Source organism: Rhizobium sp. YJ-22 (genome assembly GCF_029601685.1).
In the GTDB taxonomy this organism is placed as follows: domain Bacteria; phylum Pseudomonadota; class Alphaproteobacteria; order Rhizobiales; family Rhizobiaceae; genus Metarhizobium.
This window is the reverse complement of record NZ_JARRIR010000002.1, coordinates 495,982-511,067: the sequence shown is the minus strand read 5'-3', so window position 1 is coordinate 511,067 and position 15,086 is coordinate 495,982. Positions and strand designations below refer to the sequence as shown.

Here is a 15,086-nt window from a genome sequence, read left to right as displayed (position 1 = left end):
CTTAATGCATGATTGTGGCAGCGATGGGCGCGGCAGCGGTGATGGCGGAGATGGCTCTCTTCCTCGGGCTGAATCCTATTGCGTTGCATCAAATCTCGCACTGCGAGACAACGGTTGGTAAGCAGGCGCTGTCGGTCCTAAAATGAAAAATGTCGCAAATACGAAAAAGAGTGGCTTGAACCGGCGCGGGTCAACGCCCCGCTTAACGGTCTAAATTCCCTTGGGAGTAAAAGGGGAGGATCGCCATGACGGATGTGAAGTCGGATATCGAGATCGCGCGCGCGGCCCGGAAAAAACCGATCCAGGAGATCGGCGCAGCGCTTGGCATCGGCGTCGAGCATCTGCTGCCCTATGGCCACGACAAGGCGAAGATCGGCGCGGAGTTCATTGCGGCCCAGCGCGGCAAGCCGGACGGCAAGCTGATCCTCGTCACCGCTATCAATCCGACGCCGGCCGGCGAGGGCAAGACCACGACCACCGTCGGCCTCGGCGACGGATTGAACCGCATCGGCAAGAAGACGATCGTCTGCATTCGCGAGGCCTCGCTCGGCCCCTGCTTCGGGGTCAAGGGCGGCGCGGCCGGCGGGGGCTATGCCCAGGTCGTGCCGATGGAGGACATCAACCTGCATTTCACCGGTGATTTCCACGCCATCACCGCGGCCCACAACCTTCTGGCGGCGCTGATCGACAACCACATCTACTGGGGCAACGAAGAGAACATCGACATTCGCCGCATTGCCTGGCGGCGGGCGATGGACATGAACGACCGGGCGCTGCGCGAGGTCGTCTGTTCGCTGGGAGGCGTCGCCAACGGTTTCCCGCGCGAAAACGGCTTCGACATCACCGTCGCCTCGGAGGTGATGGCGATCCTGTGCCTGGCCACGGATTTGCGGGATCTGGAGCGGCGGCTCGGCAATATCATCATCGCCTATCGCCGCGACCGCACACCGGTCTATGCCCGCGACATCAAGGCCGACGGCGCGATGACGGTGCTTCTGAAGGACGCCATGCAGCCGAATCTGGTGCAGACGCTGGAAAACAATCCCGCCTTCGTGCATGGCGGCCCCTTTGCCAATATCGCCCATGGCTGCAATTCCGTCATTGCCACGACGACAGCGTTGAAGCTTGCCGATTACGTCGTCACCGAAGCCGGTTTCGGCGCCGACCTCGGGGCGGAGAAATTCTTCGACATCAAGTGCCGCAAGGCGGGGTTAAAGCCGGCGGCGGCCGTCATCGTGGCGACGGCGCGGGCGATGAAGATGAACGGCGGCGTCAGGAAGGACGATCTCGGGCGCGAGAATGTCGAGGCGGTGGCGCGCGGCTGCGCCAATCTCGGCCGCCATATCCAGAACGTCAAGAAATTCGGCGTCCCGGTCGTCGTCGCCATCAATCATTTCATTTCTGATACGCCGGCGGAAATCCGGGCGATCCAGGATTACGTGACGGGCCTTGGCACGGAGGCGATCCTCTGCCGACACTGGGCGGAGGGTTCGGCCGGCATCGAGGCGCTGGCGCGCAAGGTGGCGGAACTGGCCGAGGCCGGCGGCGCGCAATTCGCCCCGCTCTACCCCGACGACATGCCGCTGTTCCAGAAAATCGAGACGATCGCCAAGTCGATCTATCACGCCGGTGAGGTCATAGCGGACAAATCGGTGCGCGACCAGCTTCGCGCCTGGGAAGAGCAGGGTTATGGCCGGCTGCCGGTCTGCATGGCCAAGACGCAATATTCCTTCTCGACCGATCCCAACCTGCGCGGCGCGCCGGAGGGGCATACGGTTCCGGTGCGCGAGGTGCGCCTGTCGGCTGGCGCCGGCTTCGTGGTGGTCATCACCGGCGAGATCATGACCATGCCCGGCCTGCCGAAAATCCCTTCGGCGGAAAAGATTTTCCTCAACGAAGAGGGGTATATCGAGGGTTTGTTCTGAGCATCTCCAGGACAAGAGAAAAGCGGATTTCCGTTCGGAGATGCTTAAGATTGTACGGTAGAGCGCCTGCAACTCGAAGATAAGCGGATGGCGCGGCAGGCGGGCGGCGCCGTTCGGCGTCCTTATCCGCGCACCCGCCGCCGGCAAGGGGAAAACGCCCTGTTTATCGGCAGTAGCGGTAACCGCCCTTGCGGGCGAGCACGTCGAGATGCAGGTGTTTCTCATGCGCCGCGTCGCTTTCCGGGTCGAGCACGGTGGTGAAATAGAGGCAGGCAGCCGCGGTGACGGCGCGTTGGAACGCGCCTGACAGTGTCGAATCCTCGCGGCGCGGATGGATATCGACGCGTTTCCCGCTGGAGAGAGTGAAGGCGGAGATGTCGACGGCATTGCCACGCGCATGCTCGGAAATCTTGCCCCGCTCGGCATTGTTGCGCAGCCGGCAGACATAGGCCGAGGCGGTTTCCAGCGATTGCAGCGATTCGTCCGGGAATGCGGCTCTGGCCGCCGGAACGACGCTGTCCCTTGTCCATTGAGCCATGGCGCGCGCGGCGGGGCAGGTCATGGTCGCGGCCGGCTGCAGCGCGATGCCGCCTGCCAGCCCCGAGACCGAGACCGGCTTGTCGATGCCACAGCCTTCGCCGTCATCGATGCGCTTTTCCTCGGTGAACGCGACCCCGAGCGTGGCAAGCGCTGAAACGCACGCGGCGTGATCCTCGGCGCTTTCCGGGGTAACGACCAGTTCCGCTTCCGGGGTCAGCACCGTGCCTTTCAGCGGGCCTTCCGGCTTCGGCGGCGCGGGCGGCCCCTGGATCGCGGGTTTTCCCTGCGGTGGCGCTTTTGCCTCGACCGCCGGGCGTGGCTGGGGCAGGGGGCCGACAGGCGGCAGGTCGGCGGCGAAGCCTGACGTCGCGGCCAAAACAGCGATCAATCCGAGGGTCGGCGCATGGTTGGCTGTCATGCAGTCTTCCTTTCCCTTCCAACGAGCAGGGACAGGGAAAACGCCTGGCATGCGGGATTCGTTGCAGCCTTGCCACGCCGCCGCCCCGTATCGAGACATGAGCGTCGTACTCATGTTTATTTATTTGACAGCCATACTCATGTTTTTTATGGGACAGAAACAAGGCGCCAACCGCGCCGGGTTTTCGAAACTCGCTCCGCCCAGCCAGCCCGCCGCGCGCTCAAAGCCGCGCATCAGCCAGCCCGGTGACCCATTGAAAAAAGGAATTGTTTCATGGCTGTCCGGCATTCTCGGTCGGTTCTTTTGGCATGCACGGCGATTGCGAGCCTGATTGCTCCGGCCGTCTGGGCGCAGAGCGTCGAGACGGCGGCGGCGGATGTGACGCCGCTGAAGAAAATCGTCGTTTCCAAGGGTGCGCGTGTGCCCGGCGCCGTCGCCGAGACGCCGCTGGCGCAGGAAACCACGCAGGAAGAGATCGAGGACAAGCAGGTCACCAGCATCGACGATCTCGGCCGCAGCCTGCAGCCGGGCGTCAGCTATAACCGCACCACCGGCGCCGTGAACATCCGTGGCCTCGAAGGCAGCCGCGTGCTGACCACCGTCGACGGCATTCCGCTGTCCTACCTGTCGGATGCCACCCGCGATGCCGATGGCGGCGTCGATAGCTTCGACTTCTCGTCGATCTCGGCCGTCGACGTCGTGCGCGGCGCCGATTCGAGCCGCGCCGGCTCAGGCGCTCTCGGCGGCGTCTTCGCGCTGCGCACCCTGGAGGCCGACGACCTGATCGCCGAAGGGCGGGATTGGGGCGGCGTTGCCAAGTTCACCTATGACGGTTCCGACAGGAGCTACAATCCTGCCGTCGCCGTCGCCAAGCGCTTCGACAACACCTCCGTTCTGTTCCAGGGAAGCTATCGCAAGGGCGAGGAGCGCCGCAACAAGGGCGATATCGACACCTACGGCCCGACGCGCACCGAGGCGAACCCCTCCGACTACAACCAGCACAACCTGCTGTTCAAGCTGCGCCAGAAGCTGGAGGGCGGCCACACCATCGGCGTGACGGCGGAAACCTTCCGCAGGGATCGCGATACGGATCTGCGCACCAGCCAGTCGCTGACCGGCAATTACCGTCCCGGCAATTACGACGGGCAGGAAGATTCCGACCGCGACCGCGTTTCGCTCGACTACCGCTACGAATCGGAAAGCGCCGACAGCCTGCTCGATTCGGTCGAGACCTCGCTCTACTGGCTCGACCAGACGCGTCTCTCCGGCTATACCGGCTATCGCTCGACCTCGGTCATCGGTCCCATCGGCCGCGCCAACAGCTACGAGGAAAAAGCTTTCGGCCTGATCGGCTCGGCCAGCAAGGATTTCTCCACCGGCGACTATAGTCACCATCTGACCTTCGGCTGGGATCTGGCCCGCGTCACCGCCGAGCAGTATTCGGCCGGCTACGACAATTGCCGCAAGCCTTACACCGGCCCCTACACCGCCTGCAACAACCTGCACACCAACCAGGCGGACACGCCGAAGGTGGACACCGGCCGCATCGGCCTGTTCATCGACGACGAGATCGCGATTGCCGAGACCGGCTGGTCGGTGACGCCGGGCCTGCGCTTCGACTGGATCGAGCACGATCCGAAGATGACCGACGCCTATGACAACAACGCCACCAATCCGGCGCTGCCGGGCGGGTTCAGCGATACGGCGATCTCGCCGAAGCTGCGCGTCGCCTACCAGCCGCATGACGGGCTGGAACTCTACGGCCAGTGGGCCATGGGTTTCCGCGCTCCGACGGCGGGTGAGCTTTACGCCGCCTTCGGCGCGCCGGGCACCTATCTGCGCGTCGGCAATCCGGCGCTGGAATCCGAAACCAGCAACGGTTTCGAACTCGGCGCCAATATCGGCGACGACGATTTCGGCGGCCGCGTCAACGTCTTCTACAACCGCTACAAGAACTTCATCGACACCAAGGCCCTGACGGCGGCGGAAGCGGCGGCGAACGGCTATGTCCTGTCGCAATATCCGCAGGGCGGCATCACCCAGAACGTCAACCTCGACCGCGCCCGCATCTTCGGCGTCGAGCTTGGCGCCCACAAGCGCTTCGACAACGGCTTCAGCGTTCGCGCCGGCCTTGCCTATGCCAACGGCAAGGACATGGGCACGGGTGATTTCATCCAGTCGGTCGCGCCGCTCAAGGGCGTGCTGAGCCTCGGCTACGACACCGAGAACTGGGGCGTCGGCCTCGACTGGATCACCTCGGCCGCCGGCCGTGGCGAATCCACCTCGACCTACTTCAAGACCCCCGGCTACGGCATCGTCGACCTGACCGCCTGGTACGAACCCGAGCAGATCAAGGGCATGAAGATCAATGCCGGCGTCTACAACGTGTTCGACAAGACCTATTACGACTACGCCAATGCCCGCAGCGGCCGCACCCAACCGGAAGAGTATTATTCCGAGGCCGGTCGTTACTTCAAGGTCTCCATTACCCAGCGCTTCTAATCCCTGCGGAAGCGCTTTTTGCGGGCGGCGCGGATAGCGCCGCCCGCGCCGCAATCGCCTCTTGCGCTGCGGCGAAGTTCGGTCTAACACTTTGCCCATGATGAAGTCTTTGAACATTGCGAACTGGTGGTGGGCACGCTAAAGGCGGCCTTGACCAGTCATGTCCTGAAGACAGACGAAAAGCCGCCCGCAACCCGAGGCGGCTTTGTTGTATCCAGCCACCTCGCATCCGGGCCTCGAAGAGGGAAGAGAGAGACGATGGCAACGATCATCCGGGATGACGGAGCGGAGATTTACGAGACGAGGGGTGGCGTCACCGTCACCCGCCAGCGGCGCGAGACGCCCTATGCCGATGCGGTGTCGAGCTATGTCGACCGCCTCGACGAGCGGCGCGGCGCCGTCTTCTCCTCCAATTACGAATATCCGGGCCGCTATACCCGCTGGGATACCGCCGTCATCGATCCGCCGCTCGGCATCTCCTCCTTCGGCCGCTCCGTCTGGATCGAGGCCTATAACGGCCGCGGCGAAGTGCTGCTCGGTTTCATCGCCGACAGGCTGGCGACCGTGCCTGAATTGACGCTCGGCGCCCGCTCCGTAAGCCGGCTCGATCTCACCGTCAACCAGCCAACTCGTGTCTTCACCGAGGAAGAGCGCTCGAAGATGCCGACCGTCTTCACCGTGCTGCGCGCGGTGACCGACCTGTTCTTCTCGCAGGCCGATGCTAGCCTCGGCCTTTACGGCGCCTTCGGCTATGACCTCGCCTTCCAGTTCGACGCCATCGACCTCAAGCTCACCCGTCCCGCCGACCAGCGCGACATGGTGCTTTACCTGCCGGACGAGATCCTCGTCGTCGACAACTATGCCGCCAAGGCCTGGATCGACCGCTACGATTTCGAGAAGGGCGGCGTGACGACCGCCGACCGGAACGGCGATATCGCCCCGGACCCTTTCCGCGCCACCGACACCATCCCGCCGCGCGGCGATCATCATCCCGGCGAATATGCCGCGCTGGTGACCAAGGCCAAGGAAAGCTTTCGCCGCGGCGACCTGTTCGAGGTGGTGCCGGGCCAGAAATTCATGGAGCGCTGCGACAGCAAGCCGTCGGCGATCTCCAAGCGGCTGAAGGCGATCAACCCGTCGCCCTATTCCTTCTTCATCAATCTCGGAAACCAGGAATATCTGGTCGGGGCTTCGCCGGAAATGTTCGTGCGCGTTTCGGGCCGCCGCATCGAGACCTGCCCGATCTCCGGCACGATCAAGCGCGGCGACGATCCGATTGCCGACTCGGAACAGATCCTCAAGCTGCTGAATTCCAAGAAGGACGAGTCGGAGTTGACCATGTGCTCCGACGTCGACCGCAACGACAAGAGTCGTGTCTGCGAGCCGGGTTCGGTCAAGGTGATCGGCCGCCGCCAGATCGAGATGTATTCGCGCCTGATCCACACCGTTGACCATATCGAGGGCCGGTTGCGCGCCGACATGGACGCCTTCGATGGCTTTTTGAGCCATGCCTGGGCAGTCACCGTCACCGGTGCGCCGAAGCTCTGGGCGATGCGCTTCATCGAGGCGCATGAAAAGAGCCCGCGCGCCTGGTATGGCGGCGCCATCGGCATGGTCGGCTTCAACGGCGACATGAACACCGGCCTGACGCTGCGCACCGTGCGCATCAAGGACGGCATCGCCGAGGTACGGGCCGGTGCGACGCTGCTCAACGACAGCGATCCGCATGAGGAAGAAGCAGAAACCGAACTGAAGGCCTCCGCCATGATCGCCGCCATCCGCGACGCCAAGATCGGCAACAGCGCCAAAGCCTCGCGCGATGTCGCGACGGTCGGCAAGGGCGTCAACATCCTGCTGGTCGACCACGAAGACAGTTTCGTGCATACGCTGGCCAATTATTTCCGCCAGACCGGCGCCACCGTCTCGACCGTGCGCACGCCGGTCGCCGACGAGATCTTCGACCGGATCGATCCCGATCTCGTCGTGCTGTCGCCGGGGCCGGGCAATCCGAAAGACTTTGACTGCAAGGCGACGATCAGGAAGGCGCGGGCGCGCAACCTGCCGGTCTTCGGCGTCTGCCTCGGCCTGCAGGCGATTGCCGAGGCCTATGGCGGTGAATTGCGCCATCTGGCGGTGCCGATGCACGGCAAGCCGTCGCGCATCCGCGTGCTGGAGCCGGGCATCGTCTTCTCCGGCCTCGGCAAGGAAGTGACGGTCGGGCGCTATCACTCGATCTTCGCCGATCCGTCGAGCCTTCCGGTCGATTTCACGATCACGGCGGAAAGCGAGGACGGCACGATCATGGGCATCGAGCATGTGCGCGAGCCGATTGCCGCGGTGCAGTTCCACCCCGAATCGATCATGACGCTCGGCGGCGATGCCGGCATGCGCATGATCGAAAACGTGGTGGCGCATCTGTCGCGCAAGGCCAAGACGCAGGCCGCCTGAGGCTCTGCGTCGCAGTCGCGAAAACATCATTTGCCTTCCGGCTGCGGAGGCTTTAAACACGGCGTCAACAGGTCACCAAAAGACCGCCAGGAGAAACGAAAAGACCCGCTCGCCCGAACAGGCCGGCGGGTCTTTTTGTATCAGGTTTCCTCTCCCGGCCAGCCTTCCTCATAGACCAGTTCGTCCAGCGGCAGGCGCTGGCGCCAGCCCTTCAGGGCTAGTTCGGGGCTGTCGTAGAGGCGGTCGACATAACCGAGGCACAGCCAGGCGACGATGGCGATGCGCGGGGGGATGTTGAGGATGCGCTTGATCGCCTCCTCGTGGAAAATGCTGACCCAGCCGACGCCGACGCCTTCGGCACGCGCCGCCAGCCACAGGTTCTGCACGGCGCAGACGGTGGAATAGACGTCCATGGCCGGATTGTGGGTGCGCCCCAGCACCACCGGCCCGGCGCGATCGCGGTCGCAGGTGATGCAGATGCTGAGCGGCGCCTTGCGGATTCCCTCCAGCTTCAAAGCGCGATAGTGCGACTGGCGCTCGTCGGCGAACATGCCGGTCGCCTCGTCATTGGCCGTGCGAAACGCCTCCCAGATTTTTTCGCGGGTCTCGGGTTTCCTGACGAGAATGAAATTCCAGGGCTGCATGAAGCCGACCGAGGGCGCGTTGTGGGCGGCGGTCAGCAGGCGTCGCACCAGCGCCTCGGGCAGGGGATCGGGGCGGAACTGGTCGCGCACGTCGCGGCGGGTTTCGATGGCGCGGTAGACCGCCGCCCGCTCCGCCTCGGAAAAGGCGCCGGCGGCCACGAGGTGCTCGGCATCGACGGCCGAAAACGCCTCTTCGTCCAGCGGCATCTGGCTCAGTCCTGTCGTCATGCGTCTTTCCTCTCGGCTGCCGAAAATCCGGCCCGGCCGCCTTCCTAGCGAAGACTTGTGCAAAGATTTTGCCCATGCGCGGCGCGCACTGTCATGTTCGACGCTTTCATGCGCCGGCGGGCGGATGTTTTGACAAGCCGGTTGAATTGGTCCATAGGAACGGCAACGGAACCGTGCCGGCGAAACTTCGCCTGCACGGTTTTGCCGTTCTAAGGCCATTGAAACTGCAATTCATTCGCATCCGCACGGGAAAAGGATATGACGGAAGACGGCAACATCATTGTCAGGCGACTGGCTTTCTGGGGCATTCCGCTCTCCTTCGGGGTCATGGGGCTGAAGCTGGTCGCCTGGTGGGTCACGGGCTCCGTGGCACTGCTCTCGGACGGGCTGGAATCGACCGTTAACGTCGTCGCCGCCTTCATCGCCTTCTTCGTCATCCGCTATGCGCAGAAGCCGGCCGATGACGACCATCCCTTCGGCCACCACAAGGCGGAATATCTCTCGGCGGTCACCGAGGGCGTGCTGATCGTCGTGGCGGCGCTGATGATCGTGCGCGAGGCGGTGGTGGCGCTGGCCGAGCCTGCCTTGCCGCAGGCGCCGGCGCTTGGCCTCGGCATCAACCTGTTGGCCGGCGTCATCAATGCCGTCTGGGCCTATACGCTGATCCGCGCCGGCAAAAAATACCGCTCGCCGGCGCTGGTCGCCGACGGTCATCATATCAATTCCGACGTCGTCACCTCGGTCGGGGTGTTCGTCGGCCTGATCCTGGCGCTGGCCACCGGCTATGCGATCCTCGATCCGGTGCTCGCCATCCTCGTCTCGTTCAACATCCTGTTCCAGGGCTGGAAGGTGATCTCGCATTCCATAGACGGGCTGATGGACAAGGCGGTCGATCTGGACGAGGAGAAGGCAATCAAGGCGGCGATCGCCACCCATGCCGGCGGCGCGCTCGGTGTGCATGACCTCAAGACCCGGCAGGCGGGGGCGGCAACCTTCGTCGTCTTCGATCTCGTCGTGCCCGCCTCGATGCCGGTCGGCGAGGCGCACGATATCTGTGATCGCCTCGAAGACGCCATCAACGCGGCGCATCCGGGCGCGCGCGTGGTGATCCATGTCGAGCCGGAAAGCGAAAAGGCGCATGGCGTACGCGTGAAAGTAAAAGGAGCTGCGGCACAATGACGAAGACGGATGTTTCGGGCCTGTCGATGCTGGGTGCGAAGGTCGAGAGCCCGGCCTCGCCGGAAGAGGCGGTTCTGGAGCGCGTGCCCTCGGGCAATCGGGGCACCGATTATGTGGTGCGGTTCACCGCGCCGGAATTCACCTCGCTCTGCCCGATGACCGGCCAGCCGGATTTCGCCCATATCGTCATCGATTACATTCCCGACGAATGGCTGGTGGAATCGAAATCGCTGAAACTGTTCCTGCATTCCTTCCGCAATCACGGCGCTTTCCACGAGGATTGCAGCCTCGACATCGCCAAGCGGCTGGTCGATCTCCTTCAGCCCGTCTGGCTGCGCATCGGCGCCTATTGGTATCCGCGCGGCGGTATTCCCATCGATGTCTTCTGGCAGACGGGTGCACCGCCGGAAGGCGTGTGGTTGCCCGATCAGGGTGTGGCGCCCTATCGCGGGCGCGGCTGATCTCAAAGGAAAGAAGCGCGAAACCGAAAATTTCGCGCTTTTTCCTATTTCAGACGTAATCGCTGTCGTCGCGGTCATCGACCGGCGTGTCGTCGAAGCCGGGATCGGTGTCGGTATCGTCGGAGGGCTGGCGGTTGTCATCCATGTAGTAGTTGTTGACGACGGTTTCCTCGACCGGCGGCTGGCCGGTGGCGCCGAAGCCGAAGGGGGAGCCAAGGCCGAGACCGCTCATATGCGAGCCGAAGGCGCCGCGCAGCGTATCGGCGAGCAGCACGCCGCCGGCGACACCGGCGGCCGCGCCCAGCGCGCCCTTGAGAAAGCTGCCGCCGCCGGATGCGGCCTGGCCCCAGGGCCCGGCGGCGGCGGGGGCGGCCATGCGGGGATCGTATTGCGGCGGCTGCTGGCCCCAGGGGGCGGTGCGTTGCGGCGGATTGTTACGATCGTAATCGTCGTAGAGGCGGCCCTGGCGGCTGTCGTGATCCACGGTCTGGGCAAAGGCGTCGCCGGCGTGGGGTTGCGGCGGGCGGGCCTGCTCCGGCGCGCGGCCGAAAATCGAGCCGAGACCGCCGAGGAAGCCGCCGCTTTCGGCAGGAGCAGGACCGTCATGGCCCTGCTGCAGGCGGGCGACCTGGTCTTCGAGATCGCGGATGCGGGCGGAGGCGGCCTCCAGCCCCTTCTCCTGCAGGATCACCGCCTGCGCCAGCAGATAGGGCGCATAGGGCTGTTCGCGCACGGCAGAGTCGATGAGGTTTTCCGCATCGCGGTCGCGCGGGACGTTTGCGGCGGCGCGGGTACGGTCGAAAAGGGATGAGAGCAATTGGCGTTCTTCGGGTGACATGGCGACCTCCTTGGTCCTGTTCGATCACCGATGAAACAGATCTAGGCAGAGACTGTGGCAAATGCAGCGCCGGTCAAAATTACATTTCGGTAAGGCTGCGCAACGCCTCAAGGCCTGCCCTGCCGATCTTGCCTTGTCTTTTTCCCGCATTGTTTTACGAGGGAGAAAGCACTATCTGCGGAACACGAGAAACATTGGTGGAGACGGACGCATGAGCGACGAAGACGACAAGAAGACGGAGCTGCCCTTGGGCAAGGAGGCGGAAGCCAACCTTTTCAAGTCCCGCTCCATCTTCATCTATGGCGGCATCACCCAGGAACTGGCGCAGAAGGTCTGCTCGCAGCTCGTGGCGCTCGCGGCCGCCAGCGACGACGACATCCGCATCTTCGTCTCCTCGCCGGGCGGCCATGTGGAATCGGGCGATTCGATCCACGACATGATCAAGTTCATCAAGCCGAAGGTGTGGATGATCGGCACCGGCTGGGTCGCCTCCGCCGGCGCGCTGATTTATGTCAGCGTTCCCAAGGAGCAGCGCCTGTGCCTGCCCAACACCCGCTTCCTGCTGCATCAACCGTCCGGCGGCACCCGCGGCATGGCCTCCGACATCGAGATCCAGGCGCGCGAAATCATCAAGATGAACGAGCGCCTCAACCGGATCTTCGCAGACGCCACCGGCCAGCCGGTCGAGAAGATCGCCAAGGACACCGATCGCGATTACTGGCTCTCCGCCGAGGAAGCCAAGGGCTACGGCCTCGTCTCGCGCATCATCTCGTCGCAGGCCGAAATCTGATTCTTTCGGCATAGGCCTTTTCAAGAACCCGTGCCGGCCTCGGCACGGGTTTTGTCATGCGGGCGACTTATTTCATCATGTCGCAGGCCTTCATCATGTCGGCCTTTTTCATCTTGTTCTTTTCCATGCCGGCCTTGTGCATGCAGTCCTTCTTGTCCATCTTGGCCATGCTTTCCTTCTTCATCGTATCGGTCTTCATGCTGGCGGCGCCGGCGGTGCCGGCAAGGGAGAGGGCGGCGACGGCAAGCGCGGCGGCGAGGGCACGGGAGCGGATGGTCATGGGTGGTTTCCTCCGGAACAGGGGCGTGTCCGCCGGCGTCGTGCCGGGGCTCACCTCGGCTCATTCGCCGTTTTGCTGCGCGGCGTTACGGCTTCACGGGGATGTGATGAGCCGCCGCCGGCGGATAAAGGCGGATTTTTCCGGTAACATTCTGCTCCGCCCTGCGAATGAACCTCAGACGACATGACGGACGCCCTTTCGGAAGAGACATTGAAGCGGATGATGTTGCGTTCCCTCGACGGGGACGAGGGCGCCTACCGGCATCTGCTGCAGGCGCTGCGTGGCCTGCTGCTCGCCTATTACCGGCGGCGGCTGGCCCTCGGCGCCCGGAGCGACCTGGAAGATCTGGTGCAGGATACGCTGCTGGCCCTGCATGCGCGCCGTGACACCTATGACCGGACGCGGCCATTCACCGCCTGGTTCTTCTCGATCGCCCGCTACAAGCTGGTCGATCATTTCCGGCGCGGCGGCGGGCGAATGCTGGTCGATCTCGACGAGACGCTCGAAACCTCTTCCGGCGAGGAGGCACTGACCGCCCGCATCGATGTCGAACGCCTGCTCGACGGCCTGCCGCCGCGCCAGCGCGAGCTGCTGCGCCGCGTCAAGCTCGACGGCGAATCGATTGCCGAAGCCGCCGGCCGCGCCGGCCAGACCGAAACCGCCGCGCGGGTCGGCATCCATAGAAGCCTGAAGGCCCTGGCCAGAAAACTGCGGGGAGAGACGTGAGCAATCCCGACGACCTTATCGAAAGCCTGGTGCGCGACCTGAAACCGATGCCCGCCCATGCGCTGGAGCGGCGAATGGCAGCGCTGGTGCTGCCGGCGCTCGGTCTGTCGCTGCTGGTGATGCTGGTTTTCTTCGGCTTTAGGGTCGACATGGCCCATGCGCTGAGCCTGCCGGTCTTCTGGATCAAATCCGCCTACAATGCGCTGCTCGCCATCCTCGCCTTCGTCGCCATCCGCAGGCTGTCGCGGCCGGATGGCGATGCCGGGGGGATCTTCGCCGGGTTCGGCCTCATCGTTGCCGCGATGGCCATCGTTGCGGGCATACAGCTCGCCGTTTCACCGACGGAAAGCTACCGTGTTCTTATTATGGGCGGGTCGGCGCTGCATTGCCCGTTCCTGATCCTCGGTTTCGCGCTTCCAGTGCTCTATGCCAATTTCTCCCTGCTACGCAAAAGCGCGCCTGTCGATCTGAGGCTTGCCGGTTTCGTCGCCGGTCTTGCTGCCGGTGCGGCGGGGGCCTGGGTCTATTCCTGGTTCTGCACCGAAAACGGCATGCCTTTCGTCTTGCTCTGGTATTCGCTCGGCATCCTGCTGGTCGGCCTGATCGGCGCCCTTGCCGGGCCGCGCCTGCTGCGCTGGTGAGCAACGTACCCGATCCTTCCGCCACCACCTTGCCAGCCGCGCGGTTTTTTGATCTGCAGTGACGATCCGATCTCGCGCGCTGCATTTCGAGTCTCGCCATGTTGAAAGATTTTTCCCTCCAGAGCCTGTTCATGGGCTGTCTCACGGCCTTTGTCGGTTTTGCCAGTTCCTTCGCGGTCATCATCCAGGGCCTGAAGGGCGTGGGAGCCACCGATCTCGAGGCGGGATCGGGGCTGATGGCGCTGTCGGTGTCGATGGGGGTCTGCGCCATCGTGCTCAGCCTCGCCACCCGCCTGCCGATCAGCATTGCCTGGTCGACGCCGGGCGGGGCGCTGCTGGCGACCACCGGCGCGGTCGTTGGCGGCTTTCCGGCGGCGGTCGGGGCCTTCATCGTCTGTGCGCTGCTGATTGTCGTCGCCGGGCTGTTCAAGCCGCTGGGACGGGCGGTGGCCGCCATTCCGGCGCCGCTGGCCAATGCCATGCTGTCCGGCGTCATCATCGGCCTGTGCTTTGCGCCGGTGAAGGCGATTTCGGCCGATCTCTGGCTCGGCCTGCCCATCGTGGTCGCCTGGGTGGTTGTCGGTTCGTTCAAGCGGCTGTTTGCCGTGCCGGCAGCACTTGCTGTCTTCGTGCTGGTGCTGGTCTTCGGCGTCGATATCCCGCCGGATGCGTTTTCCGTCTTGTCGCAATCGCTGGCGCCGCCCGTCGAATTCGTCCTGCCGGTCTTCAACCTGCAGGCGCTGGTTTCCATCGCGCTGCCGCTGTTCATCGTCACCATGGCCTCGCAGAACATTCCGGGCATCGCCGTGCTGAAGGTCAATCGCTACGAGCCCGATCCGGGGCCGCTGTTTGCGGCGACCGGCCTGTTTTCACTGTTCAGCGCCCCCTTCGGCGGCCATGCTGTCAATCTGGCGGCGATCACTGCGGCGATGTGCGCCGGGGAAGACGCCCATCCCGATCCGAAACGGCGCTATTGGGCGGCGGTGATCGGCGGCCTCGGTTATGTCATCTTTGGGCTGCTGGCCGGCGTCGTCACCGCCTTCGTGGCGCTCGCCCCGGCGATTCTCATCCAGGCGGTGGCCGGCCTTGCGCTGATCGGCGCCTTCTCGGGTTCGGCGGTTGCCGCCTTCCAGGCGCCGGACACGCGCGAGGCGGCGGCGCTGACGTTTCTCATCACCGCGTCGGGCGTGTCCTTCGGCGGCATTTCCGGAGCCTTCTGGGGCTTGCTGGCGGGCGGCGCGATGCTGGCGCTGCAACGCGCGGTGGCGCTGGCAAAAAAGTGAAACGGCTCTTGCGTCGCCCTGGAGCCATGGTTATAAAACCTGCCATGACCATTCGCACCGCAACAAATTTTGGCGACCGGGCGCAGATTTCTGCGAATGCCCGTCCGTGCGGTGGCCTCTCGCTTCTTAGCCTCGACCTTACGCGCGGTTGCCGGGTCCGTTGAGGAGCGCCCGGCGGCCGAA

General features: G+C 64.2%; 14 protein-coding genes. 10 read left to right on the top strand and 4 right to left on the bottom strand.

The window, feature by feature from the left end; all coding sequences use genetic code 11:
* Positions 1–245: 245 nt before the first annotated feature.
* On the top strand, positions 246–1,925 hold the full coding sequence (locus P7F60_RS07090) for a formate--tetrahydrofolate ligase (RefSeq protein WP_277917006.1): 1,680 nt from the start codon (positions 246–248) through the stop codon (positions 1,923–1,925).
* Between the two features lie 163 nt (positions 1,926–2,088).
* Here the strand turns inward: P7F60_RS07090 and P7F60_RS07085 are convergent, their stop codons facing one another.
* Positions 2,089–2,883, bottom strand: coding sequence for an extensin family protein (locus tag P7F60_RS07085; RefSeq protein ID WP_277917005.1), 795 nt, complete (start codon positions 2,881–2,883; stop codon positions 2,089–2,091).
* 49 nt (positions 2,884–2,932) lie between these two features.
* Here P7F60_RS07085 and P7F60_RS07080 point away from each other — a divergent pair, with 49 nt between their 5' ends.
* The 3 genes from P7F60_RS07080 to P7F60_RS07070 all read left to right on the top strand — a co-directional run bounded on the left by P7F60_RS07080 (position 2,933) and on the right by P7F60_RS07070 (position 7,833).
* Positions 2,933–3,214 (top strand): hypothetical protein, encoded by a 282-nt coding sequence (locus tag P7F60_RS07080; protein ID WP_277917004.1) that lies wholly within the window; start codon positions 2,933–2,935, stop codon positions 3,212–3,214.
* Positions 3,157–5,385, top strand: a complete 2,229-nt coding sequence (locus tag P7F60_RS07075) for a TonB-dependent hemoglobin/transferrin/lactoferrin family receptor (protein WP_277917003.1) — start codon at positions 3,157–3,159, stop codon at positions 5,383–5,385. Before P7F60_RS07080 ends, P7F60_RS07075 begins: the two co-directional genes overlap by 58 nt.
* 258 nt (positions 5,386–5,643) lie before the next feature.
* Positions 5,644–7,833, top strand: coding sequence for an anthranilate synthase (locus tag P7F60_RS07070; RefSeq protein ID WP_277917002.1), 2,190 nt, complete (start codon positions 5,644–5,646; stop codon positions 7,831–7,833).
* Between the two features lie 140 nt (positions 7,834–7,973).
* Here P7F60_RS07070 and bluB read toward each other — a convergent pair whose 3' ends face one another.
* Positions 7,974–8,684, bottom strand: coding sequence for a 5,6-dimethylbenzimidazole synthase (gene bluB / locus P7F60_RS07065; RefSeq protein ID WP_277917205.1), 711 nt, complete (start codon positions 8,682–8,684; stop codon positions 7,974–7,976).
* A gap of 279 nt (positions 8,685–8,963) precedes the next feature.
* Here bluB and P7F60_RS07060 point away from each other — a divergent pair, with 279 nt between their 5' ends.
* A complete protein-coding gene (locus tag P7F60_RS07060) occupies positions 8,964–9,884 on the top strand; it encodes a cation diffusion facilitator family transporter (RefSeq protein WP_277917001.1) in 921 nt (306 codons plus the stop codon).
* Positions 9,881–10,345: a preQ(1) synthase gene (gene queF, locus P7F60_RS07055; RefSeq protein WP_277917000.1), complete on the top strand. Its 465-nt coding sequence runs from the start codon at positions 9,881–9,883 to the stop codon at positions 10,343–10,345. The genes P7F60_RS07060 and queF overlap by 4 nt, the downstream gene beginning before the upstream one ends.
* Before the next feature lie 49 nt (positions 10,346–10,394).
* Here queF and P7F60_RS07050 read toward each other — a convergent pair whose 3' ends face one another.
* Positions 10,395–11,183, bottom strand: coding sequence for a DUF2076 domain-containing protein (locus P7F60_RS07050; RefSeq protein WP_277916999.1), 789 nt, complete (start codon positions 11,181–11,183; stop codon positions 10,395–10,397).
* Positions 11,184–11,394: 211 nt separating this feature from the next.
* Here P7F60_RS07050 and P7F60_RS07045 point away from each other — a divergent pair, with 211 nt between their 5' ends.
* A complete protein-coding gene (locus P7F60_RS07045) occupies positions 11,395–11,973 on the top strand; it encodes an ATP-dependent Clp protease proteolytic subunit (RefSeq protein WP_277916998.1) in 579 nt (192 codons plus the stop codon).
* A 67-nt stretch (positions 11,974–12,040) separates the two neighbouring features.
* Here the strand turns inward: P7F60_RS07045 and P7F60_RS07040 are convergent, their stop codons facing one another.
* Positions 12,041–12,253, bottom strand: a complete 213-nt coding sequence (locus tag P7F60_RS07040) for a hypothetical protein (RefSeq protein WP_277916997.1) — start codon at positions 12,251–12,253, stop codon at positions 12,041–12,043.
* Between the two features lie 183 nt (positions 12,254–12,436).
* On the opposite strand from P7F60_RS07040, the gene P7F60_RS07035 reads away from it, so the two are divergent.
* From P7F60_RS07035 to P7F60_RS07025, 3 genes are all read left to right on the top strand, one after another.
* Positions 12,437–12,979 carry a sigma-70 family RNA polymerase sigma factor gene (locus P7F60_RS07035; RefSeq protein ID WP_277916996.1) on the top strand — a complete coding sequence of 181 codons (543 nt, stop codon included), beginning with the start codon at positions 12,437–12,439 and terminating at the stop codon, positions 12,977–12,979.
* On the top strand, positions 12,976–13,620 hold the full coding sequence (locus tag P7F60_RS07030; RefSeq protein ID WP_277916995.1) for an NrsF family protein: 645 nt from the start codon (positions 12,976–12,978) through the stop codon (positions 13,618–13,620). The genes P7F60_RS07035 and P7F60_RS07030 overlap by 4 nt, the downstream gene beginning before the upstream one ends.
* A gap of 98 nt (positions 13,621–13,718) precedes the next feature.
* Positions 13,719–14,903, top strand: a complete 1,185-nt coding sequence (locus P7F60_RS07025) for a benzoate/H(+) symporter BenE family transporter (RefSeq protein ID WP_277916994.1) — start codon at positions 13,719–13,721, stop codon at positions 14,901–14,903.
* Positions 14,904–15,086 lie beyond the last annotated feature (183 nt).

Bases quoted from the DNA above. Each gene is read 5' to 3' on its own strand.
- P7F60_RS07035 (WP_277916996.1), top strand. From the start codon at position 12,437: ATGACGGACGCCCTTTCGGAAGAGACATTGAAGCGGATGATGTTGCGT.
- P7F60_RS07085 (WP_277917005.1), bottom strand. From the start codon at position 2,883: ATGACAGCCAACCATGCGCCGACCCTCGGATTGATCGCTGTTTTGGCC.
- P7F60_RS07040 (WP_277916997.1), bottom strand. From the start codon at position 12,253: ATGACCATCCGCTCCCGTGCCCTCGCCGCCGCGCTTGCCGTCGCCGCC.
- P7F60_RS07075 (WP_277917003.1), top strand. From the start codon at position 3,157: ATGGCTGTCCGGCATTCTCGGTCGGTTCTTTTGGCATGCACGGCGATT.
- P7F60_RS07045 (WP_277916998.1), top strand. From the start codon at position 11,395: ATGAGCGACGAAGACGACAAGAAGACGGAGCTGCCCTTGGGCAAGGAG.
- P7F60_RS07070 (WP_277917002.1), top strand. From the start codon at position 5,644: ATGGCAACGATCATCCGGGATGACGGAGCGGAGATTTACGAGACGAGG.
- P7F60_RS07060 (WP_277917001.1), top strand. From the start codon at position 8,964: ATGACGGAAGACGGCAACATCATTGTCAGGCGACTGGCTTTCTGGGGC.
- bluB (WP_277917205.1), bottom strand. From the start codon at position 8,684: ATGCCGCTGGACGAAGAGGCGTTTTCGGCCGTCGATGCCGAGCACCTC.
- P7F60_RS07050 (WP_277916999.1), bottom strand. From the start codon at position 11,183: ATGTCACCCGAAGAACGCCAATTGCTCTCATCCCTTTTCGACCGTACC.
- queF (WP_277917000.1), top strand. From the start codon at position 9,881: ATGACGAAGACGGATGTTTCGGGCCTGTCGATGCTGGGTGCGAAGGTC.
- P7F60_RS07090 (WP_277917006.1), top strand. From the start codon at position 246: ATGACGGATGTGAAGTCGGATATCGAGATCGCGCGCGCGGCCCGGAAA.
- P7F60_RS07025 (WP_277916994.1), top strand. From the start codon at position 13,719: ATGTTGAAAGATTTTTCCCTCCAGAGCCTGTTCATGGGCTGTCTCACG.
- P7F60_RS07080 (WP_277917004.1), top strand. From the start codon at position 2,933: ATGCGGGATTCGTTGCAGCCTTGCCACGCCGCCGCCCCGTATCGAGAC.